We start from the raw sequence: 22,068 nt of genomic DNA, 5'->3' as shown, positions 1-22,068 counted from the left end.
CGCGAGCGAACCGCGGCGCCCACCAGGCTGACGGGCATGAGAACACGATGGCTGCCGCTGGCGGTACTGGCTACCGCGCAGTTCCTCGTGGTGCTCAGCACCTCCATCGTGAACGTCTCCCTGCCGCAGATCCGGAGCGGTCTCGGCACATCGGCGACCGGCCTGTCGTGGGTGGTCAACGCCTATGTGCTGGCGTTCGGAGCGCTATTGCTGCCGGGCGGGCGATTCGGCGACGCCTACGGTCTGCGCCGCGTATTCCTCGTCGGTGCGGGCATTTTCGCGGCTTCCGCAGCGGCCGCGGCGATCGCGCCCGACATTGCCGCCCTGATCGCGGCCCGATCGGTGCAGGGGCTCGGCGCGGCGCTCATGGCGCCGACGGCGCTGGCCCTGGTACTCACGTTGTACCGCGATTCCCGGGACAGCGGCGTGGCGTTGGGGGTTTGGGGTGCGGTATCCGGTGCGGGCGGCGCCGCGGGTGTATTGCTGGGCGGACTGCTCACCGATCGCTTCGGCTGGCGGTCGGTCTTCTTCCTGGTCGTTCCCGTCGCGTTGGCCGTTCTGTTGACGACGTGGCGGTTGGTCGAGCCGAGGCCCGCGGTCGGTGGGCGACCGGATGTTCCGAGTGTGCTCACCGCCACCGTCGGGCTCGTCACCCTCACCTACGGGCTGTCGGGCCACTGGACGGCGCTGGCCGCGGGACTGTTCCTGCTGGTGGCCTTCGCCTTTCGGCAGCGGCGCGTGGCCGACCCGCTGCTGCCGCCGCGGATGGCGCCGGTCGCGTGGCCCAACGTCGCGATGGCGCTGCTCGGCGCCGTCTGGCTGGGATTGTTCTACTACCTGCCGCTGTATCAGCAGCACACCCTCGGCTACACGCCGTTACGCGCCGGGCTGACCCAACTTCCGCTGGCGCTGATGATCACCGTCTCCTCCTGGGTGGCGGGCCGGCTTCCGGGCCGCGCCACGCTGCCGGTCGGCCTGCTCATGCTCGCAACCGGTCTGGCCTGGCTGGCCCGGACGCCGTCCGCCGCAAGCTTTCTCATCGATCTGCTCGGTCCCACCCTGCTGATCGGGGCCGGAATGGGCGTGGCCTTCGTCCGGATCACCGCGTCGGCCTCCGCCGGAGTTCCGGCCGCCGACAGTGGGCTGGCGGGCGGCCTGGTGAATGCGAGCCGCCAGCTCGGCGGCGCCGCCGGCCTGTCCTTCCTGACCGTCCTGCCCACCTTCGGCGCGGTCTTCCTGACCTGTGCCGCCATCACTGTGCTCACCCTCATCACCGTCACCGGAAAGGCGATATCGATATGGCACAACCACCCAGGCCCTATGTCACCGGGCACTACGCACCGACCCCCGACGAGCTCACCGCATTCGAGCTGACCGTCCACGGAACACTGCCCGACGACCTGGACGGCCGTTACTTCCGCAATGGTCACAATCCCAAACCGGGTGTGACACCGACCCATTGGTTCCGCGGTGCGGGGATGCTGCACGGTATCCGGCTGTCCGGCGGGCGCGCGCAGTGGTATCGCAATCGCTGGGTGAAGACGCCCTATCTGGACGGAGTTCCGTTCACGGGCACCGAACTCGAGGTCAGTGCCGCCGCGACCAACATCATCTTCCACGGCGGACGCTATCTGGCGCTGCAGGAGGCCAACCTGCCCTGGGAAGTCACCGGCGAAATGGACACGGTCGGCGTTTACGACTTCGGCGGAAAGCTGACCAGTTCGATGACCGCGCATCCCAAGGTGGATCCGGTCACGGGAGAGCTGCACTTCTTCTCCTACAGCCCGTTCCCGCCCTATCTGATCTACTACATCGCGGACGCGTCCGGCGAGATCATCCGGGCCACCACGATCGACGGCGCGGGGCCCTCGCTCATGCACGATTTCGCGATCACCCGTGAGCATGCCGTATTCCTGCATTCCCCGGTCGTCTTCGATCCCGCCGAGCACTCCGGAATCCCCTACCGCTGGCACGACGACGCGCCGTTCCGGATCGGCGTGCTGCCCAGGCACGGCTCGGGAGAGATCAGCTGGTTCGACATCGACAGCCGGGCGGCCATCCTGCACGTCGCCAACTCCTATGTCGACGACCGTGGGCGCGTTGTGCTCGAATGCCCGCGCTTCGACCGCTCGGCCTGGGAAACCTCCTGGAAGTGGTGGATCGCCGCCCCGGGCTACCCCGACACCCCCGGCGTCGGCACCACGCTCCATCGCTGGATTCTCGACCCCGCCACCGGCACCGCGACCGAGGAGGCGCTGGACGATCTGGTCGTCGAATTCCCCGCTATCAACGACGATCTGACCGGAGCGCCGAATCGCTACAGCTACGCGGTCGCTTTCCCGGGAGCCGGACTGACCGGCTATCACACGGTCAAATTCGACACCCGGACCGGCGAGCGACAGCTGTTCGCGCACGGACCGGCACGCATGCCCGGCGAGGCCGTCTTCGCGCCCGCCGCCGGGGCGACCCGCGAGGACGACGGCTATCTGCTCACCGTCGTCAGCGATATGGAGGCCGACGCGTCCCAGTTGCTCATCCTCGACGCCTCGGATCTGTCCGAGCCGATTGCCACCGTCGATCTCCCGCAGCGAGTGCCGGCCGGCATCCACGGGCACTGGATCCCGGCCCAGAGCTGAAACCACCGCTCGACCAAGGATTTTCGTCATGGAATCAACGACCGGCAGCACTCTCGGGCAGCTGTTCTCCAGCTGGCTCGCCATCTGGAACGGCGACTACAGCCCCGCCGACGACATCATCGCCCCCAACTTCACCGTGCACGCCGCGCTGCTCGACGGTGGTGACGGCAGTGCGGTGCGAGGCCCGCAGGGATTGGTCGCGTGGATCGCGCAGACTCGAGCCGCCTTCTCCGAGTTGGTGTTTCAGGTGGAGGTGGGTCCGATCGTGGACGGTGACCGCTGCGCGGTCCGGTGGATCGCCACCGGAACCTACGGCGGCGGGTTCCCCGGCGCGACGGCAACGGTAGGTGCCGCGATCCGTTTCGCGGGCACCGACGTGCTGCGCGTCGAGGACGGCAAGTTCGCGGAGTACTGGATCAACTCCGATATCCACGTGCTGCTGGCCCAGCTCGGCGTCTCTACCTGAACTACTCCAGCCAGCTCCTTCGCTGGTAGCAACGATCCGGTTCCTCGTCCTCCTCGGGTGTCATGCACGCCGTCGCGGATTCGGCACGGGAAGTGGTCGTTCGAGGGTGTCGCGTCGCGCTTGGACCCGAGGGTGGTCTCGAACGCGGCGACCGTCTCGGCGACGGATCTGTGCGCCTCGGCTAGGCCTGTGTCGAAGTGAGTTGAGCGGTGGTACCGCTGCTGAACTGCTCCCCGGAAGTTGGACTGAGAAAATCAGTTCCAATCTCCGGGGAGCATTCTTATGTGTGCGGAAAGTTCGTTGTCCGAGCGACCGGCCCACACCACTCGTGCACTCCGACCAGGGATTTCAGCACCAATATGCTTCCTGGCGGCGACTACTCGGTCAGGCCGCAACCCAATCGATGTCAGGCAAGGGCAACTGCTTCGGCCCGGCTGTGCATGACTGCGGAGACCCTGCGCAGGTGGATCCGTCAGGGCGCAGTCGACGCGGGTAAGGCCCGGCACCGCGTGGCCGGGTCTCGAGGAGAATCGGAGGGCCTGGCACCCGGCCCACACCGCAGACCCGGGCCCTCGACACGGCTGATGGCGCCTCCGGGCATAGCGATGCCGTGCTTCGCAGACATCAGCACAGTGCAGATGCTCCAGAAGTATTGGGGCGCTCAGCTTCTGCGCCGACCGTTTGCTCCCTGCGGGATCCAGGGGATCACGGTGCCGCGTCGGGTTGCGATTCGGCCACGATCGACCTCGCTGTCAGGCGGTGCTGCGATACGGCTCAGGACAGTGCGTCCGGCCGCCGGTCGCCGAACAGCACACCGCGCATAAATGGGATTCAGGTTCCATTAGTTGTGCACTTCTGATACCGTCGGGCATCTTAATGGAACTTGCGACCCGTTAACCTGGCGAGGTTCTCGGATTGCGACCAATCACGAAGTTGAGGGATCGAGATGGTGCAGAAATCACTGAGCGCTGCTGGGGTGCTGGCAGCCGTCGCGGCTGTGGCGGCGGCGACTCTGTCGGCATGCGGCGCCGACCACAGCGGCTCGATATCGAACGGTATGGAGCAGTCATGGTCAGCGGCCTGGTCGGCGGCGATGCAGCGGCCATCGGCCGGATTCGGCCCGAACTGGTCCGAAGAGGGATTCTCTGGACAGACCATCCGCCAGGTCGTGCGAGTCACCAACGGTGGCGGCAATGCGAGGATCCGCTTATCCAACCGGTTCGGTGCGAGCCCACTCGAAGTAACCGGCGCGACGATCGCCCTTGCCGCCAACGGTGCGGCGACCCGGCCGGATTCGCTGCGGCCGTTGACGTTCGACTCATCCGAGCATGTCGTTATTCCTGCCGGTGCAGAAGTAGCAAGTGACGCAGCGGAATTGCGAGTAGCGCCGCTCGAGTCGGTAACGGTGACACTCTATTTCGCAGGCACCACCGGGCCTGCCACTTTCCACTCACAGGCGTGGACCGACACATACCGCTCGGCCGGAGATCACGTGACCGATACGGGCGCGACAGCTTTCGGCGAGCACACGAAATCCTGGTACTACCTGACCGATGTCGAGGTGTCGGATGGTCCGGTCCGGCGAGACACCGTCGTAGCGCTCGGCGATTCGATCACCGATGGTTTCGCCTCGACCGCAGGTGCCAACCGCCGCTATACGGACGCACTCGCCGACCGACTGGCGCTCGCGGGCAAGCAGCGCGCCGTGCTGAACGAGGGCATCGGCGGGAACCTGGTGGTCAACGATTCCGCCTGGTACGGAGACCGTGCCGCTGCACGGTTCGAGCGCGATGCCCTCGACAAACCAGGAGTGCGCAGCGTGATCATCCTCGAAGGTGTCAACGACATCGGGTTCAGTGAGACCGATCAGCCAACGTACAAACCCAGCGCGGACGTCTCCGCCGATCAAGTCATCGCCGGATACCGTGCGCTGATCAAGAATGCTCATGAACGCGGCATCAAGGTCGTCGGCGCGACGATGCTGCCATTCGGTGACTCGGACCACTACTCCACCCGGTCGGCCGCAAAGCGCCACGCAATCAACGATTGGATCCGCAATTCCGGTGCGTTCGACGGAGTCACGGATTTCGCCACGGCGATTGCCGATTCGGTCGACACGGAGAAGATCGCTCCGATCTACGACAGCGGCGACCACCTACACCCGAACGACGCGGGGTACCACGCCATGGCCGCGGCAGTCGATATCGACAGGTTGTGATGACCCCCGTGCGCCCGTATCCGTCGCGGGCATCGTCCAGCGCGGCCGAGGCGACGTGCGTCAAGGCCATGGTGATGGTCGTGGGCGCCGATAGAAAGGCCTGTTCCCCTGTCGCTGCGGATACCGGGCCAAGTCGTCGAAGTCGATCAATTCTGAAGAGGGACAGGTCTGTTCGTATACGCTCCCACCGCTCCGTCGAGGAGTTCTACGTGAAAGTTCCTACCGAGGTTGCCAAACGGCTGGATGCGCCGTTCCCTGACCGTTCCTGGAAGATTGCCGAGAATTGTCCGATCGGATCCCGCGTCGTTGAGCGGTGGATCACAACTACTCCGTTCGGCAGTAGTTCAGCGTCGTGATCATGTAGCAACATATCTGGATTGCGTGTTGCAAATCCCTGCTTATCGGCGTTGGAGAGGAAGGTCGGCCAAGCTGACGCGTACTTGTTCGACGATCCGGTCGCATGACCCGATTCCGGGTAAACTCCGGTTTGCCCGGTGGTGTCCGACGGCGAACGCGATGGAGTGACGATGAACATTTCCGATGGCGTGGTGGACATGATTACCTGGACGGCCGACGCGACGACAGCTGCGGCCGGGGCCGTGAGCGGCGCCGCCGTCAATGGCGTGATCGGCGGTGTGCAGGGTGCCGCGGCCGGTGTGAAGAACGGGCTGAGCAGCGGTAGCCACTCAGCACCGGCGGCCGCGCTGACCGTGGCGGCGATCGGCGCCACGGGTTTGGTGGACTGGCCTGTGCTGCTGACCGTCGGAGGCGCCGCACTGGTGCTCCGGCAGATCGGTCAGCGGTCGAGCAGGCGCTCGTCGCCCGATGGCGGCGGTCGTCCCGCACACCGCGAGCCGCACTCGCAACAGGACCGAGCGCCCCGCCGAGGCGACAAAGGTGGTACCCCAGCCCACAAGGGTGGTACCCCCGCGCAGAAGGCGGTGGCCCGGCCGCGACGCGCGCCGAGTACGCGTTAGCCGTCGCCGATGGACCTGAGCCGATTGATACGGACCTCCGGGTCACTGCCCCTACGCGCCCTCAATACGGGTGTGCGGTCCGCTGCGGTCGTCACCGCGGTGGGCGTGGACCTCGTGACCTTGCCGGTGCGCACGATGCCCGCGGGCCGGGTGGTCGAGGCAATTACCGCTGTCACGTCGGAATTGCTCGGCGGTCAGCAGGCCCGGCGCCGTTGGCGCGGCGAGGAACGATGCTGGATCGAAGTGCGGGGCCTCTCCGAGCGCGAGCCGGACCACGATGCGGGCCCGGCGGTACTCGCCGCCCTGCGCGCGCATCCTGGGGTGATCTCTGCGACGCTCAACTACCCGCTGTCGCGCGTTATCGCAGAGGTAGCCGACACGGCGTCCGTTGACGAGCTGTGTGACGTAGTGGCCGCTGCCGAAGATCGGCACCCCGGATTCGCTCACACACCGATCGACCTGCCCGCTGACGGCATCGTGCTGGCTGGCAACTTGGTCTCGGCGGCGGTGAATGCCGTCGGGCTGAGCGTCGCGCTGGCCGGGCGGGTGGTCGGTTTGGGGCGGCTACCGACGGGGCTCAACGCGGTTGTCGCGCTCGTCGATTACCAGCCTCGGCTGCGTCGCGCCGTCGAACAGTGCCTCGGCACCAACGCCGCTGATATCGCGATCGCGCTTGCCATGGCCGCCGCGAACACCGTCACCCAAGAACCGGCGTCACTGGGCGTCGACATGTTCATCCACCTCGCGAAGGCCGCCGAGACGCGCGCCGCGGCCACCATCTGGCACCGCCGCGAACCCGGGCTGGCGCCGCACGCAACGTGTGTCGACGGCGTCCGGTCCGATGATCGACCAGAGCCGCTGCCACCGGGGCCCGTTGAGCGCCACGGAAACCGCAGCGGACTGGCGCAGGCGGCCGCGGCACCGGCGACCGGTATTCTCACCGCCGACCTCGCCACCGCTGCCACCGCCGTCATGGTCGCCGCGCCCAAAGCGGCCCGCACCAGCCGCGAGTCGTTCGCCGCGACATTCGGCCGCGGCCTGGCCGACCAGCACGGCGTGCTGCCCTTGCGGCCCCAGGCGTTCCGGCGCCTCGACCGGATCGATGCCGTGGTGCTCGACCCTCGGGCATTGTGCTGCGACGAACTGCGGGTTGTGCGCATCCGCGATGTGCCCGAGCACGAAAGGGTGGTGGTGTGGCAGTGGGCGCAGGACCAATTGGCCTGCGGCGCACTACAACCCGGGTTGCAGCCGGTGACACGGTCGGTGTCCGGCAATGGCAGGCGCAGCACGGTGCTGGTGCGCTACGCCCATCATCCATTGGCGTCGGCGGTACTCGGCGAAGTGCGTCGCAGCGGCGCCGCGCTGGTGTCGGTCGACGTCGACACGCTCGGCGACCTGCGCTCGTCCTTCGACGACCTCGATCCGATGAACGGGACCATCAATGCGGCGCTCGCCCACACGGTGCACCGGTTGCAGCGGGAGGGCCGCACGGTCGCGATGGTGTCGAGTGCCGCAGCACAGGCACTGGCCGACGCCGACGTCTCGATCGGTATCACCGCGCACAGTCCGCCGTCGTGGCATGCCGACGTGCTCGTCGACGACCTGGACAGCGTGTGGCGGATCATGCACGCGCTGCCCGCCGCACGTCGAGCCAGTGAACGCGGTGTCGAAATCGCGACCGGTGCTTCGCTTTTGGGTGCGCTGCTGATGATTCCCGGGGTGCGGGGCCGCGGCTCGGGTCCGGTCACCGCAGGGGCCGCCGCCGGCACATGGACGGGATACCGGCTCGCCCGCGCAGCGCTCGCGGCGCCACCGCCGCCTGCCGCGAGCGTGCACGAGTGGCATGCCATGTCCGTCGAGCAGGTGCACCGCATGCTGCCGCCGCAACCCTCCCGAGCGCACAAGAGCTCTCGGCTGGCGGCCGCCGCCCGCCCTGCGCAGTCGGTCATCGATCCGGTGCGCCGGGCAGTACGGGATTTCGCCGGCGCGATGCGCGACGAGCTGTCCGACCCGTTGATCCCGGTGCTGGCGGTGGGATCGGCCGCCAGCGCGGTGCTGGGATCACCCGTCGACGCGATCCTGGTCGGGTCGGTTCTCGCCGGTAACGCGGCCTTGGCGGCGACCCAGCGGATTCGGGCCGAACGGCTGCTGCGGCGACTGCTCGCCACGCAGGACCCACCGGCCCGCAAGCTGGTTGGCGCCGATCGCTACGCGACGGTCCATGCCGCCGACCTGAGCCCCGGAGACGTCATCGAGGTGCGACCCGGTGAAGTGGTGCCCGCCGACGCGCGGCTCACTCACGCACCCGATGTGGAAGTCGACGAGTCGTCATTGACCGGGGAGTCGCTGCCGGTGGCCAAGCAAGTCGAGGCCACACCAGCAGCACCCGTCGCCGAGCGGGCCTGCATACTCTTTGCCACCACGACCGTGGTCGCGGGCACCGCGATCGCGATCGTGACCGGCGTCGGTGAGCAGACGCAGGCGCGCCGAACCGCCGCGACTCCGCCCGCGGACAGTTCGGCAGCCGGCCTGCAGGCCCAGCTCAAGGATCTGACGAACAAGGCGTGGCCACTCAGCCTTGCCGGCGGGGGCGTGGTCACCGCGCTCGGGTTGCTGCGGCACACCGGTCTGCGGCAGGCCATCCGTGGCGGTGTGGCCGTCAGCGTGGCCGCCGTTCCGGAGGGGCTGCCGCTGGTCGCGACGCTGGCTCAGCAGGCGTCGGCGCGGCGGCTGACCCGCGCGGGCGCGCTGGTGCGCAGTCCGCGATCGGTCGAGGCGCTCGGCCGTGTCGACGTGGTGTGCTTCGACAAGACGGGAACGCTCAGCGAGAACCGGCTGCGGGTGACGACGGTATTCGCCGCGAACGGATTGTCCGACGACGATGTGCTCATCCACGCCGTCCGGGCCACGCCGCTCGCCAACGGCGAGCCGCACGAACATGCCACCGATCGCGCGGTCGCCGAGGCCGGGCGGCACCTCGAGCGCGGCGGGTCGGCGGTGCATCTGCCGTTCCGGTCGGGTCGCCCGTTCTCGGCATCCGTTGGCGGCGAGACGTTGTCGATCAAGGGTGCGCCGGAGGTGGTGCTCGCCGCGTGCGCGGACGCCGACGAGGAGGTGCAGCGGCAGGTGCGCAAGATGGCCGCCGAGGGGCTGCGGGTGATTGGCGTCGCCACACGGGGGCTTTCGGCATCGCAGGCGCGATCGGTACGTGACGATGCCGACGTCTTCGCCGATTTGTGCGGCGACGGACTGCGGTTCGCCGGATTGCTGGGACTGTCGGACACACCGCGCGCGGACGCGAACGAAGTGCTGGCCGAGTTGGCCGACAGGGGTATCGGGGTGCGTCTGATCACCGGTGACCACCCCGTCACGGCCGCTGCGGTCGCCGCCGCGGTAGGCATGCCTGTCGACGACGATCAGGTGATCAGCGGTCCCGAATGGGAGGCGTTGCCCCGGCGCGATCAGGAACGGGCGGTGCAGAGCCGGCGGGTGTTTGCACGAATGTCACCCGAAAACAAGGTGCAGATCGTCGAGACAATTCAGCGACTGGGTCACGTATGCGCCATGGTCGGCGACGGCGCCAACGACGCGGCGGCAATCCGCACCGCAACCGTCGGCATCGGCGTGGCTGCGCACGGCAGCGACCCGGCCCGCATTGCGGCGGACGTCATGCTGCTCGACGGGCGGATCCGCTCGCTGCTGGACGCCCTCGACGAAGGCAGGCAATTGTGGCGGCGCGTGCAGGCGGCAGTGGCCGTACTGCTCGGCGGCAACGCGGGCGAGGTTGCTTTCGCAATCGCAGGCACCGCGTTCACCGGCCGAACACCGCTGAATACCCGCCAATTGCTGCTGGTCAACATCCTCACCGATGCGCTGCCGGCCGCAGCTCTTGCGATCAGCCCGCCCAGTGCCGCACTGCGTCATACCGGTCGGGGCCCCGACCGAGCCGCATTGTGGCGGACGGTGGCGGTGCGCGGTGCGACGACCGCCTCCGCCGCGACAGCCGCATGGGTGTTGGCACGATTGACGGGCCGGCGGCGGCGAGCGTCGACGGTCGCGCTGGTGGCGTTGGTCGCGACGCAGTTGGGGCAGACGCTCATCGACTCGCGCAGCCCGCTGGTGGTCTGCACCGCGGCCGGCTCACTGTTGGCACTTGGCGCGCTGATCAGCACACCGGGAGTGAGTCAACTGCTCGGCAGCACGCCGCTGGGGCCGATCGGCTGGTCGCAGGCGTTGTCGACGGCCGCCGTCGCGACCGCCGTCGCCGCCGTCGCTCCGCGTCTGTTCGCCGCGCAGGATCAACAGCGGGATGATCAGTCGACGATCTCGATGACTCCAAAGCGCCACAGCACCGCGTACAACTCGCGCAACGGCACGGTCAGTACCTGCGTCAGCGCACCCGCCAACGGATCCGAGCCGACTCCTACACCATTTGTCATCACGCCAGACACGGTGCGGAAGTCAATCGTCGAACTCTCGAACACATCATGACCGGGAGGCAACAGATGGCCGAAAAATCGGCTACGAGCCACCGAAACGCCGTCGATCGGGTGGTGGCCGCGCACGGTTTCGCGGTTGACCTGCCGGTGGTAGGTCGGGTGCGCATCCCTCCGCCCGAGCATTTGGCATATTACGGTGTACTCGGCGCGCTGGCCGTGGCAGAAATCATCGAATGGCCCGTTGCGCTGGTCCTCGCGACCGGTCATTGGCTGGTGGAGAATCAGCACAATCGCCTCGCCCACGAGGTCGGCGAAGCCCTCGAAGAGGCTTGACCGAACGGCGGGCCGCTGTCCAGCCCTACGACGCCAGACCAGCGGGCCGCCACACTCCCCCGTCAGCGTCACCCGCGACATCTGCCAGCCCCGAGGGCAGGGGCGGGGGCGGGGGCGGCCATGAGCTCGACCTTCATAGTGTGTTCGGGCTGCGACTCGGAACGGGCGAGGGAGTTGGAGACGTCGAGCTCGCCCGAAGATGCCACTCATGGCCGGATCAACGTTACTGTGACAGTTGATTACCGGTCCTGCTCGGCGGCCCGCTTTTTTGCAGTGGTTTTGCCGGTCGTGCTGCGGCGAGGGCCGCGTCGGTGTCGGCGGTGGCCAGATCGGCGTTCATATGGGCTCCGGCCAGGGCTCCGGCCGCGGCGGATGCTCCGACCTGGGCACCGAGGTCGGTGGCGTTGCCGGCGACCCATACTCCCGGCACGGACGTGGTTCCCGCCATGCCGGTGACGAAGTGACGGCCCATGCCGTTGGGCAGGTCCTGCATCGGCAGTCCCAGGCCGGTCAGGCCGTCGGTGCGGGCATGCATAAGGGTGGCGACGGCGAGAACGCGGCGCGGGACTGCCTGCCCGTCCGTCAGTCGCACGCCCGTGATGTCGCCGCTGTCGGCGGACTCGACCGCGGCCACCGGGGTGTCCACCACCCGGATGCCGCGGGCGGCGAAGCGTGCGCGGGTGTCTTCGTCCAGATCTGTGCCGCGGGTGAAGTACACCAGGTCATCGGTGAGCTGCCGGAACAGCAGTGCGTGGTGGACGGAGGACGGGCTCACGGCCAGGACCCCGATGGCCGTATCGCGCACCTCCCAGCCGTGGCAGTACGGGCAGTGCACCACGCTGTGACCCCAGTGCTCGGCCAGCCCGCGGATGTCGGGTAGCACGTCACGCAGCCCGGTGGCGACCAGAAGTCGGCGGGCGTGCAGGGTGCCACCGTCGGCGAGGGTGATCGTGAAACGCAGATCGCCGTCGACGGTCGCGTCGGCCGGGCGGGCGGAGATCACCTCGCCTTGTACGATCCGTCCACCGTAACGGCGCACTTCGTCCCGGCCGGTGCGCAGTAATTCTGCTGGCGGGAGTCCGTCGAGGCCGAGCAGGCCGTGCACGCCGTCAGCAGCGGCGTTGCGTGGTGTGCCGCTGTCGATCACGACCACCGAGCGGCGGGATCGAGCGAGCATCAGGGCGCCGTTCAAGCCGGCGGCCCCGCCGCCGATCACCGCGGCATCGACGGTTTCGGTGGGCAAGTGGTCAGTCAGGTGCATGGATGCAGCCTTTCGTTCTGGAGGGCACGGGACCATTGATGGGGGGGCCTATCGGGCGTCGCATACGGCGCCGGCATGTCAGTTGCCGCTGTTGTCCTTGTCGAGCGGCACGAAGTTGGCGTATTCCTCGATCCTGGTGATGAGGTCACCGCCGAAGCGGAAATACACCGCTGCGTGCACTTCGCCGCGCATGCCGTTGGTCGTGGCCACGTGCACCACGTGCTGCTGCAGCACTGCGTCCCGGTCGGAGATCTGGCGGATGACCTCGTAGCGCATCGACTCGATCGACGGGATCTGTCGCTGCATGCTCGCGATGTTCTCGGCGATGGTCTGTTCGCCGTTGCCGTCGTTGTGCCAGACGGTGGCGGTGTCCGAACACATCGACCGCGCACTCGAGAAGTCCCTGTTCTCCAGGTTGCGAAGGTATCGGATCACCTTGTCCTCGTTGTCTCGATTCACGGTGTCACCTCTGTTGTTGATGGTCTTCGGGATGAGCGGATTCAGTGCTTGTCGTAGGCCAGTGCGCGTTCCCCCGCCTCGATGCGCACCGGCAGGTGATTGCCCGGGGGCGAGAGCGGGCAGGTGAATACCGACGGGGAGAAGTGGTGCTGAGAGAGAGTCGTCCGGTTGAAGTCGACCGGCACGGTGCTGCCGGGTTCGAGCAGCGGCAGCAGCAACCACCGGCCGATCTCCGGTGTGCTGTGTCCGTTGGTGTCGTCGGTGAAGATCACCAGCCGGCGACCGGGCAGGTCTTCCAGCACGGCAAGTTCGTATTCCTTGCCGCCGATGGTGACGACGAGATCGACCGGCGCCGGGAGGGAATCGGTGGTCCGCGGGACCGTTAGTCGTTCGACCTCGATGATGCGCCCAGGGGAAGCGGCTCGGTACTCGCCTTCGAGAACCCAGGCCGGATCGTACGGGTAGGCCACGATTTCGCTGAGTCCCGACCGGGATACGGCATCCTCGTCGATGACGATGAGGGCATAGGCCCCGTTCGCTCCCGATACCGAACCCCTACGCCCCGAGGGGAATTCCGGATTGCTGCCGGGACGGACGTCCACCGTCCCGTCGACGATCTCGCCCCCGATCACCACGCCGTCCGCGAGGGCGGCCGTCACCGTCAAACCGCCCGTGTCGGTGGTGCTCCATCGTCCCGGAACGTCCGGCATGATGTGTGGTTCGGGTCCGGAGATGATGCCCTTGGCGACGACTTTCACCTTCCCCTGCGGTCCGGCCATGTCTTCCCACCGGGCCTTGCGCCAGGCTTCGTAGTCGGAGGTGACGCCCCCGGCGTCGGAGTTGTTCCCTGGTACCACTTGCTCTTCGGCTTTTGCCTGATCGGTGGTCATGAGATCTCCTGGCTGCCATCGGCGGTAGGTTTCGGCGGTGCCGGAACAGCGTCGGCGGAGGATGGGGCGCTCCCTGGAGCCCCCGCGGTTGCGGCGCTGCGGGGCGGGGTGCGTTCGGGTCCTCGCACCAGGATGTAGACAAGGACGACCGCCAGCACGCCGGCGCCGACCCACATCGCCTGTTGCCAGCCGGTGACGAAGGACTGCTGGGCAGCGTGGATGACTGCTTGCGATTGGGGGCCGGCCGTATCCGCGGCCGCTACGGCATTGGCGATGCCTTGGCGGGCGGTGCCGGCGACATCGGCCGGGATTCCGTTGAGCCGGGGTTCGATGGCGCTGCGGTAGCCGACGGCCAGGATCGCTCCGAGCAGTGCGACACCGAGCGCGGTGCCCAGTTCCCTGGTGACGTCGTTCAGCGCGGACGCTACGCCCTGTCGTTCCCGCGGCAGGGAGCTGGTGATGGCTTCGGTAGCGGGTGTCATCGTTACACCCATGCCGAGTCCCATGGCGAGCATTCCGGGCAGGATCGAGAGGTAGCCACCGTCCACGGAGACGAGACCGGCCATCAGGGCCACGCCCGCGGCGCCCACGACGATCCCTACCACCATCGTCGAGCGGCTTCCGATGTGGGCGGCCACCCTCGGGGCCAGACCGGAGGCGACCATCATCACCAGCATTGTCGGCAGCAGCGCGAGGGTGGAGCGGAGACCGGACCAGCCGAGCACCGCCTGGAGATAGGGGAACACCACCACGAAGATTCCCGCCTGCACGCCGAAGATCACCAGCAGGGCCGCGGAGCCGCTGGCAAGCCCTCGATCGCGGAAGAGGCGGACGTCGAGAAGCGGAACTCGTCTACGCAGTTCCCACGTGAGGAAACCGGTGACGCCGACGACCGCGACGAGCATGCTCACCAGCGTCACCGGGGCGGTCCACCCTCGAACAGGTCCTTCGTCGAGGACGAGGATGAGGCCGACAACGGCGACCATCGACAACAATGAACCCACGGTGTCGAAATCGTGCTGTGCGTCCTCGCGGGAGTCGGGCACCGACCGCAGTGTCACGACGGTGGCCGCCACGACGAGCAGGATCGGCAGGACGAACAGCCACCGCCAACTCGCCACGTCGACCAGAGCGGCCGACAGGAACATTCCCAGGATGCCGCCACCACCAGCGACGCCGGTCCACACGCCGATCGCCCGGGAACGTTCCTCGTCCGGAAACGTCGACGTGATGACAGCCAGGGTCACCGGCATGATCATCGCGGCTCCGACACCGCTCGCGAGCCGTGTCGCCAGCAAAATCTCGGCTGTCGGCGCGAGACCCGCCGCGAGGTTCGCTATCCCGAACAGGGCTAAACCGGTAAGCAGCACCGGTTTCCGGCCCCACCGATCACCGATCGCACCGAGCGGCAGCAGCAGAGCCGCCAGGCTGACGGTGTAGACGTTGATAATCCAGATAACGGTGCTCAGTGACGCGCCGAACTCGAGCGCGATTTGCGGTTGAGCGACGTTCAGCCCGCTCACCGACGCGACTACCGCCATCAGGGCCAGGCACACACCGACCAGGACCGAACGTCGCCGACGTGGGTCGTCGAGTATCACCGGTGCGGCGCCCTGTCGTGGAGCGCGGTTTGTATGCACTATCTGTTCGGCCATCTACGTCCTCCGGATCCGTTCACCTCATGTCGGGAACCACGATGCGCCGCCGCCAGGCATATCGGCAAAGGATCTTGCCGAATGGCAAAATGTGGGAATGGACGAAACGATCGACCGAGTACTCGATGCCGTCGGGCCGAGGCTGAAGCAACTCCGGATGCGGCGTGAGGCCACACTGACCGCGTTGGCCGACCAAACCGGCATTTCGGCCAGCACCCTGTCCAGGCTCGAGGCGGGCCTGCGTCGCCCGACACTCGAGCAACTCCTGCCCCTCGCGCGCGCCTACGGGGTCACTCTCGACGAGCTCGTCGACGCACCACAAACGGGCGATCCGCGCATCAACCTGCGTCCGGTTGCCTGCCAGGACGGCTCGACGATCCTGCCCCTGACCCGCAGGCCGGGGGGCATCCAGGCCTACAAGTTCGTCCTGCCCACAGGGAACGACGACGAGGAACCCAGCCTGCGCACCCATGAGGGTTACGACTGGGTCTACGTGCTGAACGGAAGACTCCGCCTGGTCCTCGCCGAGCACGACCTCGTCCTCGGGCCAGGCGAGGCGGCGGAGTTCGACACCCGCACACCACACTGGTTCGGAGCCACCGGTTCAGGTCCCGTGGAGTTCCTCACCCTCGTCGGCAGACAAGGCGAGCGCGCACACGTCCGCATAGCACCCATATCGGTCACGACCGAGTAGCGGGCCGCGGTGGAGGAATTCAGTTTGGCGGGCAGTGCATCTGCGCAGGAACCGCTCACACGACCAGGACCCGGCGCCCGCGCGTGACCCGCAGCGCTGTCGATGTGCGCCGCCGCGGCCTCGGCGCGCGTCCACTCCTGCCTCGATGGCGGTGCCCGGCCTGGTTGACCGAAATCCGATCGGCCAACCGGAAACCGAGACCTACATCGTCCGGGCCTGGAGTCTGTAGTGCCCGTCGAACGCTCAGCCATCGTCACGGGTGCCGCGGCGCTCCCGCACTTCTCCGACCGCCTAGGCCATGACGCGCTGCACCCAGGCCGCACAGTTCAAAAGGGTTATGTCGTCGTCGGACGGTCGGGAAAGGAGGATGCCGGTGCGGGGCCCGGGCCGGACGGCAGGTGTGGGCAGGGTGATGCCGCAGCTGCCGAGGTAGCTGAGCACCATGGTGGTGCGCAGGACGGCGGTGTTGGCATTGTCGTACCAATTCGGGTCGGACTGAAGGTCGGCTGCGCTCCGTGGGATGCGGCGCACGGTGGGGCACAGGAGCGTGGCGTCACCGAGATCGGCGGCGAACTCGGCACGCAAGGCAGACATCGCGGCATAGACGGGGCCGATGGAATCGCTTGTATGCGTATTGTTTTCGAGTCTGCGCCGGGTCGCGGGTTCGATCGGCATCGTCGAGTCGAGCCGGTGGCGATGCAGTCGGAAGGCCTCGGCGCCGACGATCGTTCCGTTGTCGTCCATCAGGTTCTGGGCATTCGACAGCGCAGGCAGATGACGGATCTGAACGTCAGCGCCTGCCGCACGGAGTTCGGTGACCGCGCGGTCGAACTCATCGGATATCTCCGCCGCGACGTCTTCGGACCATTCGCCCGCGGGGACGACGAACCGCGGCGGTAGCCGGCGGATACGGCCGGGCCCGGTGGGGGCGAGCACACGATCGAGTGCGGCGAGGTCTTCGACGGTGGTCGCGAACACGCCGACGCTGTCGAGTGTCGCGGACAGCGGCGCGAAGTCATGGGGGCCATATCTACCTGGGCTGGCGCGGTATCCGACGATGCCGCACAGCGCCGCGGGCACGCGCACAGATCCGGAGGTGTCGGTTCCGACAGCCAGCGGAACGATCCCGCGAGCGACCGCGACCGCGGATCCGGAGGACGATCCGCCTGGGATCAACCCCGGGTCGACGGGGTTGACGGGCGTACCGAAGCAGAGGTTGATCCCGAGTCCCGAGAAGGCGAACTCGCTCAGATTGGTTTTGCCGATGGTGACAAGTCCGCTGTCGTGCACGCGACGCACGAGGTGGCTGTCCACGGCGGCGGGTTCATCGTGGAGGTGGCTGGCCGAGCCGCAGGTCGTGACGGTGCCTTGGACGTCGAACACGTCCTTCCACACGATGGGGACCCCGTCGAGTCTGCTGCGACGGGTGCCGCGCAGGGCGCGGCGGTCGCACGCCTCGGCCTGGTAGCGGGCACGGTCGCCGGTGACGGTAATCATCACTGCGGCCGAATCAGGTTGCCGGGCACGGTCGGCCGCGGCGGCAACCAGCTGCGCCGACGTAGTCTCGCCGTTCGCGAGGGCCTGCGCCATTGCGGTGGCGGTGGTCATGGGTAGGTACTCCCAGATGCTCGGGTCCGGAACGAATAGAGCACACGCTATCGCGCGGGCATCCGTGCGGATATGTGCGAACATCTACCTAATGCCCCCAAGAGTGTGTATATATCCATTCTCATTGGCCGCTGCAGTTCTGTTGACTGAGCGGCATGACAGCGTTGAGCTACCCGGAGCCGGTGACCATACCGGCCAGGCAGGCCCGATCGGTGACCTTGCGCAAAGGCGAGCGATTACAGATCACCGACGTCGCCGGCGGCCAAGTGGGCGATGTGTTCGCCTACAACGTCGATGACGTCACCGAGCATCACAGCGCCTCGCACACCCGCACCGACCTAAGCCGCCTGTTCCCCGAGTTGGGCGAATCCTTCGTGACCAACCGGCGGCGCCCTATCCTCACCTATCTGGCCGATACCTCCCCGGGTCGGCACGACATGTTGATCGCCGCCTGCGATCCGGAACGCTATGCGGCATACGGCGATCCGAACCACGCCAGCTGCGCAGACAATCTGCGGCAAGCGATGGCCGACCTCGGACACCCGGCCCTGCCGTTCATTCCGCAGCCGATCAACGTCTTCATGCGCATCCCCGTCGCCGCGGATGGGAAGCTGTCCTGGCTCGAGGCCGCCACCGCGCCCGGGGATTCGATCACCTTCCGCGCAAACATGGCCTGCATCGTCGTCGTCTCGTCCTGCCCGCAAGACCACAACGTCATCAACGGCGCCGGACCCACCCCGCTGGCCCTGACCATCCTGTCCCCGACCACCGAGGAGAACAACGATGACCACCACTGAACTCGAACTGGCCCATCCTGCGCTCGAGCCGTTCGGCCTCGGCTCGCTGAAGTTGCGCAACCGGTTCGCCGTCGCACCCATGACACGCATCTCCGCCGAACCCGACGGCACGCCGACCGCCCAGATGGCCGAGTACTACCGCGAGTACGCGGCGGGTGGATTCGGCTTGATCATCACCGAGGGCATCTACCCGGATGCCGCCCACAGTCAGGGCTATTTCAATCAGCCCGGCTTGGTGACCGACGGGCACATCGCCGGATGGCGTGCGGTGGTCGACGCCGTGCACGGTGCCGGGGGCCCGATCGTCGCGCAGTTGATGCACGCCGGAGCCATCTCGCAGGGCAACGCCTATGGCTTCGAGACCATCGGACCGTCGGCCGTCGCGCCGCGTGGGCAGATGATGGCCGACTACGGCGGCGTCGGCGGAGCGTGGAACGCGCCCCGGGAAATGACCGCGCGCGATATCGACGATGTCGTCACCGGATACGCCGCCGCTGCCGAGAACGCCCGGACCGCGGGTTTCGACGGCGTCGAGATTCATGCGGCCAACGGCTATCTGCTCGACCAGTTCCTCACCGACTACACCAATCAGCGCACCGACGATTACGGCGGCCCAGTGCAGAATCGGATCCGCCTGACCGTGCGCGTGCTGCGGGCCGTTCGTGATGCGCTCGGTGATTTCCCCGTCGGTGTGCGACTGTCGCAGACCAAGGTCAACGACTTCACCTACCGCTGGCCCGGCGCCGACGCCGACGCGCGGGTCGTCTTCGCGGCCCTGTCCGACGCGACCTACCTGCACATCGCCAGTGAGGGTCGGAATTTCATCGAGACCTCGCGTTTCCCGAGCGGCTCGACCATCACGCAGCTGGCCCGTGCGGTGTCCGGCCGCCCGGTCATCGCCAATGGGGGCATGCATGCGCTCCCCCAGGCCGCCGATGTCCTGACCGGCGGGCACGCCGACGTGCTGTCCCTTGGCCAGGGTGCGCTGGCGAATCCGGACCTGCCGCGCCGGGTCGAGACGGGGGCGCCGTTGGCTCCGTTCGACCATGAGATGCTGCATCCCATGGCCACTCTGGACAGTGCCGCGGCATGGCGCGCACGAACCGGCAAATGAGCGATCGCAACTGGACCCGCGGTGCCGCCGCCGTGGCGACACTCACCTTCGATGTCGACGCGGAGACGCCCATCCTCGCGGAAGGGCGCCACTACGCCGACCATCCCATGGTTATGTCACACCAGTCCTACGGCCCGGACGTCGGCGTGCCGCGAATCCTCGATCTGCTCGATGAAATGGCCATCCCCGCAACGTTCTTCGTGCCGGGCTGGGTGGCCGAGCAGCGTCCGGGCCTGGCCCGTTCGATCGTCGACCGCGGGCACGAGGTCGCGCACCACTCCTACAGTCACCGTGCGCCCACCTCGTTGCCACCTGGTGCCGAACGTGCGGATTTCGTCCGCGCACTGGATGTTTTCGCCGCACAGGGCATCGACATCGCCGGACATCGGGCGGCGATGTGGAGCGCCAGCCGCGAAACCATCGGTCTGGTCGCCGAATACGGGCTGACCTACGACTCATCGCTGATGGGTGACGACCGGCCGTACCTGGTCGACGGCACGCACGCGCCGGTGGTGGAGCTGCCGGTGCACTGGTCGCTCGATGATTGGGAGCAGTATGCCTATCTTCCCGAGCCGCGTATCGGCTCGGTCATCGAATCACCGGTCAAGGTCGAGCGGATGTGGCGCGCCGAACTCGACGGGATGCGACATTACGGCTGTTTGTTCAACGTGTGTATGCACCCGTTCCTCACCGGACGGCCGGGCCGGATGATGGCTCTGCGCAACCTCATCTCGTATGCCCAGGAGTGCGGGGATGTGACCTTCGCGCGCTGTCGCGACGTGGCGGCCCGGGCGCGCGAAGACGTGGGTACTCCGCATCGCCCACTGCCGAGCTACAAGGTGGATCCGGCGGTGTATCCGAACTGATTTCGCGTCTGCCGGTCACCGCGGAGCCGTGTGCGATGCGGTGCCCGGTCCGACGGTCTCGGCCGCCAAGGCCAGGAATAGGTCGACGGTGTCCTCGAGCCGATTAACATTGCGGCCGGTCAACTCGGTGATCCGAGCCATGCGGTTACGCAGGGTGTTGACGTGCACATGTAGTGCTGCGGCCGTCACACCCCATTGGCCGTCATGGAGGAGGAAGGTTCGCAGGGTGTGTTCGAGTTCAGTGTGTGCACGTGTGTCGTGCTCGCGGATGATGCCGAGCACCTGATCGGTGAACCGGTGCAGCACTTGTTCGTCGAGCAGGCCGAGCAGCATTCGGAAGGTAGCGATATCGGCGAAGGAGGCCGTGTCCCGGCCGTCCTGCCCGCGCAGCACTTGGCAGACTTCTCTGGCACGCACCAGCGGTTCCCGCAATGCGCTTGCGGCGGTAGCGATCTCGCCGAGCCCGATGACGATCCGTGCAGCAGGCACTCGTCTACCGACCTCCGCCGAGAGTTCGCGGGCGAAACGCGTCAGCTCCGCCGACGTGTGCTCCCACGGACAGACGGCCACCACGTCCCGGCTTCCCGCCGCGGTGAACACCGGTATGCCGTGCGTGGCGAAGAACGCGCCGACGGCGTCGGCGATGTCGTCGGGCGGCAGGTCGGGGTTGCCGGGCGGGGATACCGGCGCCAGCGCGAACACCCCCAGCGGTTGGTCCGACGGCACCCCGTACGCGCGCAGCCGCTGGCTCACCTCACCGCTGCGCCGCGGCCCGGAGAGGATCATCTCGAGCAGCTCGGCCGCGAAGCGCGCCTCGATGGCATGCACTGCCTGCTGTTTGGTGACCTCCAGGCTCAGGAATCGAGTCGCCTGGGCGAGAGCTTCCCGATCGGCCGCGGCCAGTTCGGTGGCCGGTTCCAGGCAGTACAGCCCGGCGTCGATCTCCCCCATCACGCCCTCGATGAGGTAGAGCGCGGACGGACCTGACTCCAGCAGATCGACCTCTATCGGCGGTGGTGTGCGGTTGAGCGCCGCGGCGGCGAGGCGGACCTGCTCCCCGGTCGGTTCGCAGCCGATACTGGCCAGGCAGCGCCCCTTGCGATCAACGACCAGCAGCGGCAGTTCCGTTTCACCACGCAGGATTTCGAGCACGCCCGCCGCGCCGCTGCCGCGCGACAGCGCAGTGGCCAACGCGTCCCCACGGCGCACGGTCGCGGTCAGTTCCGCCTGCAGCACCTCGTTCTGGATTCGGGCAGCGGCCCGAGTGAGCGCGGCGAACGGCACCCCGATGCACAGTTCTACCAGTGGCAGACCACGCGAAATGCACAGCGCGGCAAGCTCTTCGGGAAGGGCTGGGGTCTGCGCCGTCAACCCGAACACCAATCCGATGGCACCCGCCCGCGCGACCGCGTCGACGAACCGCTCCAACGAAACGTGCGGCAACCACAGGCCATTGGTCAGCACCAGCTCGCCGGGCCGGACGTATCGCGCCGGGTCGGGCAGTTCCGTGGTGTGCAGCCAGCGAATTTCCGCCGCCAGTCGTTCAGTGAGTTGCGGCGTCATCACCCGCAGCCCTAGCGCCGGATCGGCGACAAGTCGCCCAATGGTCAACATCTATAGAAATGTACACAGAAAACGGCTATCGATAGATGAAT

General features: G+C 67.4%; 17 protein-coding genes and 1 pseudogene. 11 read left to right on the top strand and 7 right to left on the bottom strand.

Going from position 1 to position 22,068, the window contains the following annotated elements:
* The first annotated feature begins 36 nt into the window (after nucleotides 1–36).
* The 6 genes and pseudogenes from ABZW16_RS05795 to ABZW16_RS05770 all read left to right on the top strand — a co-directional run.
* Complete coding sequence (locus ABZW16_RS05795) at nucleotides 37–1,374, top strand: MFS transporter (RefSeq protein WP_354952600.1); 1,338 nt, start codon at nucleotides 37–39, stop codon at nucleotides 1,372–1,374.
* Nucleotides 1,299–2,636 (top strand): carotenoid oxygenase family protein, encoded by a 1,338-nt coding sequence (locus tag ABZW16_RS05790; protein ID WP_354952598.1) that lies wholly within the window; start codon nucleotides 1,299–1,301, stop codon nucleotides 2,634–2,636. The genes ABZW16_RS05795 and ABZW16_RS05790 overlap by 76 nt, the downstream gene beginning before the upstream one ends.
* A gap of 28 nt (nucleotides 2,637–2,664) precedes the next feature.
* Complete coding sequence (locus ABZW16_RS05785) at nucleotides 2,665–3,102, top strand: ester cyclase (protein ID WP_354952596.1); 438 nt, start codon at nucleotides 2,665–2,667, stop codon at nucleotides 3,100–3,102.
* A gap of 946 nt (nucleotides 3,103–4,048) precedes the next feature.
* Nucleotides 4,049–5,320: an SGNH/GDSL hydrolase family protein gene (locus tag ABZW16_RS05780; RefSeq protein ID WP_354952594.1), complete on the top strand. Its 1,272-nt coding sequence runs from the start codon at nucleotides 4,049–4,051 to the stop codon at nucleotides 5,318–5,320.
* Between the two features lie 527 nt (nucleotides 5,321–5,847).
* The gene (locus ABZW16_RS05775) at nucleotides 5,848–6,297 is read left to right on the top strand and encodes a hypothetical protein (protein WP_354952592.1); all 450 of its coding nucleotides are present in this window, start codon (nucleotides 5,848–5,850) and stop codon (nucleotides 6,295–6,297) included.
* A gap of 9 nt (nucleotides 6,298–6,306) precedes the next feature.
* Nucleotides 6,307–10,557 (top strand): annotated as a pseudogene (locus tag ABZW16_RS05770) (cation-translocating P-type ATPase); the annotation flags it as partial.
* 53 nt (nucleotides 10,558–10,610) lie between these two features.
* On the opposite strand, the gene ABZW16_RS05765 reads toward ABZW16_RS05770, so the two are convergent.
* The gene (locus tag ABZW16_RS05765; protein ID WP_354952651.1) at nucleotides 10,611–10,736 is read right to left on the bottom strand and encodes an Rv1535 domain-containing protein; all 126 of its coding nucleotides are present in this window, start codon (nucleotides 10,734–10,736) and stop codon (nucleotides 10,611–10,613) included.
* Between the two features lie 66 nt (nucleotides 10,737–10,802).
* Here ABZW16_RS05765 and ABZW16_RS05760 point away from each other — a divergent pair, with 66 nt between their 5' ends.
* Nucleotides 10,803–11,069, top strand: a complete 267-nt coding sequence (locus ABZW16_RS05760) for a hypothetical protein (protein ID WP_354952590.1) — start codon at nucleotides 10,803–10,805, stop codon at nucleotides 11,067–11,069.
* 223 nt (nucleotides 11,070–11,292) lie between these two features.
* On the opposite strand, the gene ABZW16_RS05755 is transcribed toward ABZW16_RS05760, so the two are convergent.
* From ABZW16_RS05755 to ABZW16_RS05740, 4 genes are all read right to left on the bottom strand, one after another.
* Complete coding sequence (locus tag ABZW16_RS05755; protein WP_354952588.1) at nucleotides 11,293–12,330, bottom strand: NAD(P)/FAD-dependent oxidoreductase; 1,038 nt, start codon at nucleotides 12,328–12,330, stop codon at nucleotides 11,293–11,295.
* Nucleotides 12,331–12,408: 78 nt separating this feature from the next.
* Nucleotides 12,409–12,789 carry a nuclear transport factor 2 family protein gene (locus ABZW16_RS05750; RefSeq protein WP_354952587.1) on the bottom strand — a complete coding sequence of 127 codons (381 nt, stop codon included), beginning with the start codon at nucleotides 12,787–12,789 and terminating at the stop codon, nucleotides 12,409–12,411.
* 41 nt (nucleotides 12,790–12,830) lie between these two features.
* A complete protein-coding gene (locus ABZW16_RS05745; RefSeq protein ID WP_354952585.1) occupies nucleotides 12,831–13,679 on the bottom strand; it encodes a DUF1684 domain-containing protein in 849 nt (282 codons plus the stop codon).
* Nucleotides 13,676–15,334 carry an MFS transporter gene (locus ABZW16_RS05740; protein WP_354952583.1) on the bottom strand — a complete coding sequence of 553 codons (1,659 nt, stop codon included), beginning with the start codon at nucleotides 15,332–15,334 and terminating at the stop codon, nucleotides 13,676–13,678. Before ABZW16_RS05740 ends, ABZW16_RS05745 begins: the two co-directional genes overlap by 4 nt.
* 97 nt (nucleotides 15,335–15,431) lie before the next feature.
* On the opposite strand from ABZW16_RS05740, the gene ABZW16_RS05735 reads away from it, so the two are divergent.
* Nucleotides 15,432–16,028 carry an XRE family transcriptional regulator gene (locus ABZW16_RS05735; RefSeq protein ID WP_354952581.1) on the top strand — a complete coding sequence of 199 codons (597 nt, stop codon included), beginning with the start codon at nucleotides 15,432–15,434 and terminating at the stop codon, nucleotides 16,026–16,028.
* Nucleotides 16,029–16,319: 291 nt separating this feature from the next.
* Here the strand turns inward: ABZW16_RS05735 and ABZW16_RS05730 are convergent, their stop codons facing one another.
* On the bottom strand, nucleotides 16,320–17,636 hold the full coding sequence (locus tag ABZW16_RS05730; RefSeq protein ID WP_354952579.1) for an amidase family protein: 1,317 nt from the start codon (nucleotides 17,634–17,636) through the stop codon (nucleotides 16,320–16,322).
* Nucleotides 17,637–17,791: 155 nt separating this feature from the next.
* Here ABZW16_RS05730 and ABZW16_RS05725 point away from each other — a divergent pair, with 155 nt between their 5' ends.
* Genes ABZW16_RS05725 through ABZW16_RS05715 form a run of 3 tightly spaced genes read left to right on the top strand, consistent with a single transcriptional unit; the run spans nucleotide 17,792 to nucleotide 20,413 of the window.
* Nucleotides 17,792–18,433 carry an urea carboxylase-associated family protein gene (locus ABZW16_RS05725; RefSeq protein WP_354952577.1) on the top strand — a complete coding sequence of 214 codons (642 nt, stop codon included), beginning with the start codon at nucleotides 17,792–17,794 and terminating at the stop codon, nucleotides 18,431–18,433.
* The gene (locus tag ABZW16_RS05720) at nucleotides 18,420–19,547 is read left to right on the top strand and encodes an NADH:flavin oxidoreductase (protein ID WP_354952575.1); all 1,128 of its coding nucleotides are present in this window, start codon (nucleotides 18,420–18,422) and stop codon (nucleotides 19,545–19,547) included. Before ABZW16_RS05725 ends, ABZW16_RS05720 begins: the two co-directional genes overlap by 14 nt.
* Nucleotides 19,544–20,413: a polysaccharide deacetylase gene (locus ABZW16_RS05715; protein WP_354952573.1), complete on the top strand. Its 870-nt coding sequence runs from the start codon at nucleotides 19,544–19,546 to the stop codon at nucleotides 20,411–20,413. Before ABZW16_RS05720 ends, ABZW16_RS05715 begins: the two co-directional genes overlap by 4 nt.
* Nucleotides 20,414–20,428: 15 nt before the next feature.
* Here ABZW16_RS05715 and ABZW16_RS05710 read toward each other — a convergent pair whose 3' ends face one another.
* A complete protein-coding gene (locus tag ABZW16_RS05710; protein WP_354952572.1) occupies nucleotides 20,429–22,027 on the bottom strand; it encodes a PucR family transcriptional regulator ligand-binding domain-containing protein in 1,599 nt (532 codons plus the stop codon).
* Nucleotides 22,028–22,068 lie beyond the last annotated feature (41 nt).

Origin of the sequence: Nocardia sp. NPDC004604, assembly GCF_040609795.1 — a bacterium.
Lineage (GTDB): Bacteria > Actinomycetota > Actinomycetes > Mycobacteriales > Mycobacteriaceae > Nocardia.
Note: the sequence above shows the minus strand (reverse complement) of the source record. Positions and strands in the feature narration are given on the sequence as shown.

Bases quoted from the DNA above. Each gene is read 5' to 3' on its own strand.
- ABZW16_RS05795 (WP_354952600.1), top strand. From the start codon at position 37: ATGAGAACACGATGGCTGCCGCTGGCGGTACTGGCTACCGCGCAGTTC.
- ABZW16_RS05790 (WP_354952598.1), top strand. From the start codon at position 1,299: ATGGCACAACCACCCAGGCCCTATGTCACCGGGCACTACGCACCGACC.
- ABZW16_RS05785 (WP_354952596.1), top strand. From the start codon at position 2,665: ATGGAATCAACGACCGGCAGCACTCTCGGGCAGCTGTTCTCCAGCTGG.
- ABZW16_RS05780 (WP_354952594.1), top strand. From the start codon at position 4,049: ATGGTGCAGAAATCACTGAGCGCTGCTGGGGTGCTGGCAGCCGTCGCG.
- ABZW16_RS05775 (WP_354952592.1), top strand. From the start codon at position 5,848: ATGAACATTTCCGATGGCGTGGTGGACATGATTACCTGGACGGCCGAC.
- ABZW16_RS05765 (WP_354952651.1), bottom strand. From the start codon at position 10,736: ATGACAAATGGTGTAGGAGTCGGCTCGGATCCGTTGGCGGGTGCGCTG.
- ABZW16_RS05760 (WP_354952590.1), top strand. From the start codon at position 10,803: ATGGCCGAAAAATCGGCTACGAGCCACCGAAACGCCGTCGATCGGGTG.
- ABZW16_RS05755 (WP_354952588.1), bottom strand. From the start codon at position 12,330: ATGCACCTGACTGACCACTTGCCCACCGAAACCGTCGATGCCGCGGTG.
- ABZW16_RS05745 (WP_354952585.1), bottom strand. From the start codon at position 13,679: ATGACCACCGATCAGGCAAAAGCCGAAGAGCAAGTGGTACCAGGGAAC.
- ABZW16_RS05740 (WP_354952583.1), bottom strand. From the start codon at position 15,334: ATGGCCGAACAGATAGTGCATACAAACCGCGCTCCACGACAGGGCGCC.
- ABZW16_RS05735 (WP_354952581.1), top strand. From the start codon at position 15,432: ATGGACGAAACGATCGACCGAGTACTCGATGCCGTCGGGCCGAGGCTG.
- ABZW16_RS05730 (WP_354952579.1), bottom strand. From the start codon at position 17,636: ATGACCACCGCCACCGCAATGGCGCAGGCCCTCGCGAACGGCGAGACT.
- ABZW16_RS05725 (WP_354952577.1), top strand. From the start codon at position 17,792: ATGACAGCGTTGAGCTACCCGGAGCCGGTGACCATACCGGCCAGGCAG.
- ABZW16_RS05720 (WP_354952575.1), top strand. From the start codon at position 18,420: ATGACCACCACTGAACTCGAACTGGCCCATCCTGCGCTCGAGCCGTTC.
- ABZW16_RS05715 (WP_354952573.1), top strand. From the start codon at position 19,544: ATGAGCGATCGCAACTGGACCCGCGGTGCCGCCGCCGTGGCGACACTC.
- ABZW16_RS05710 (WP_354952572.1), bottom strand. From the start codon at position 22,027: ATGTTGACCATTGGGCGACTTGTCGCCGATCCGGCGCTAGGGCTGCGG.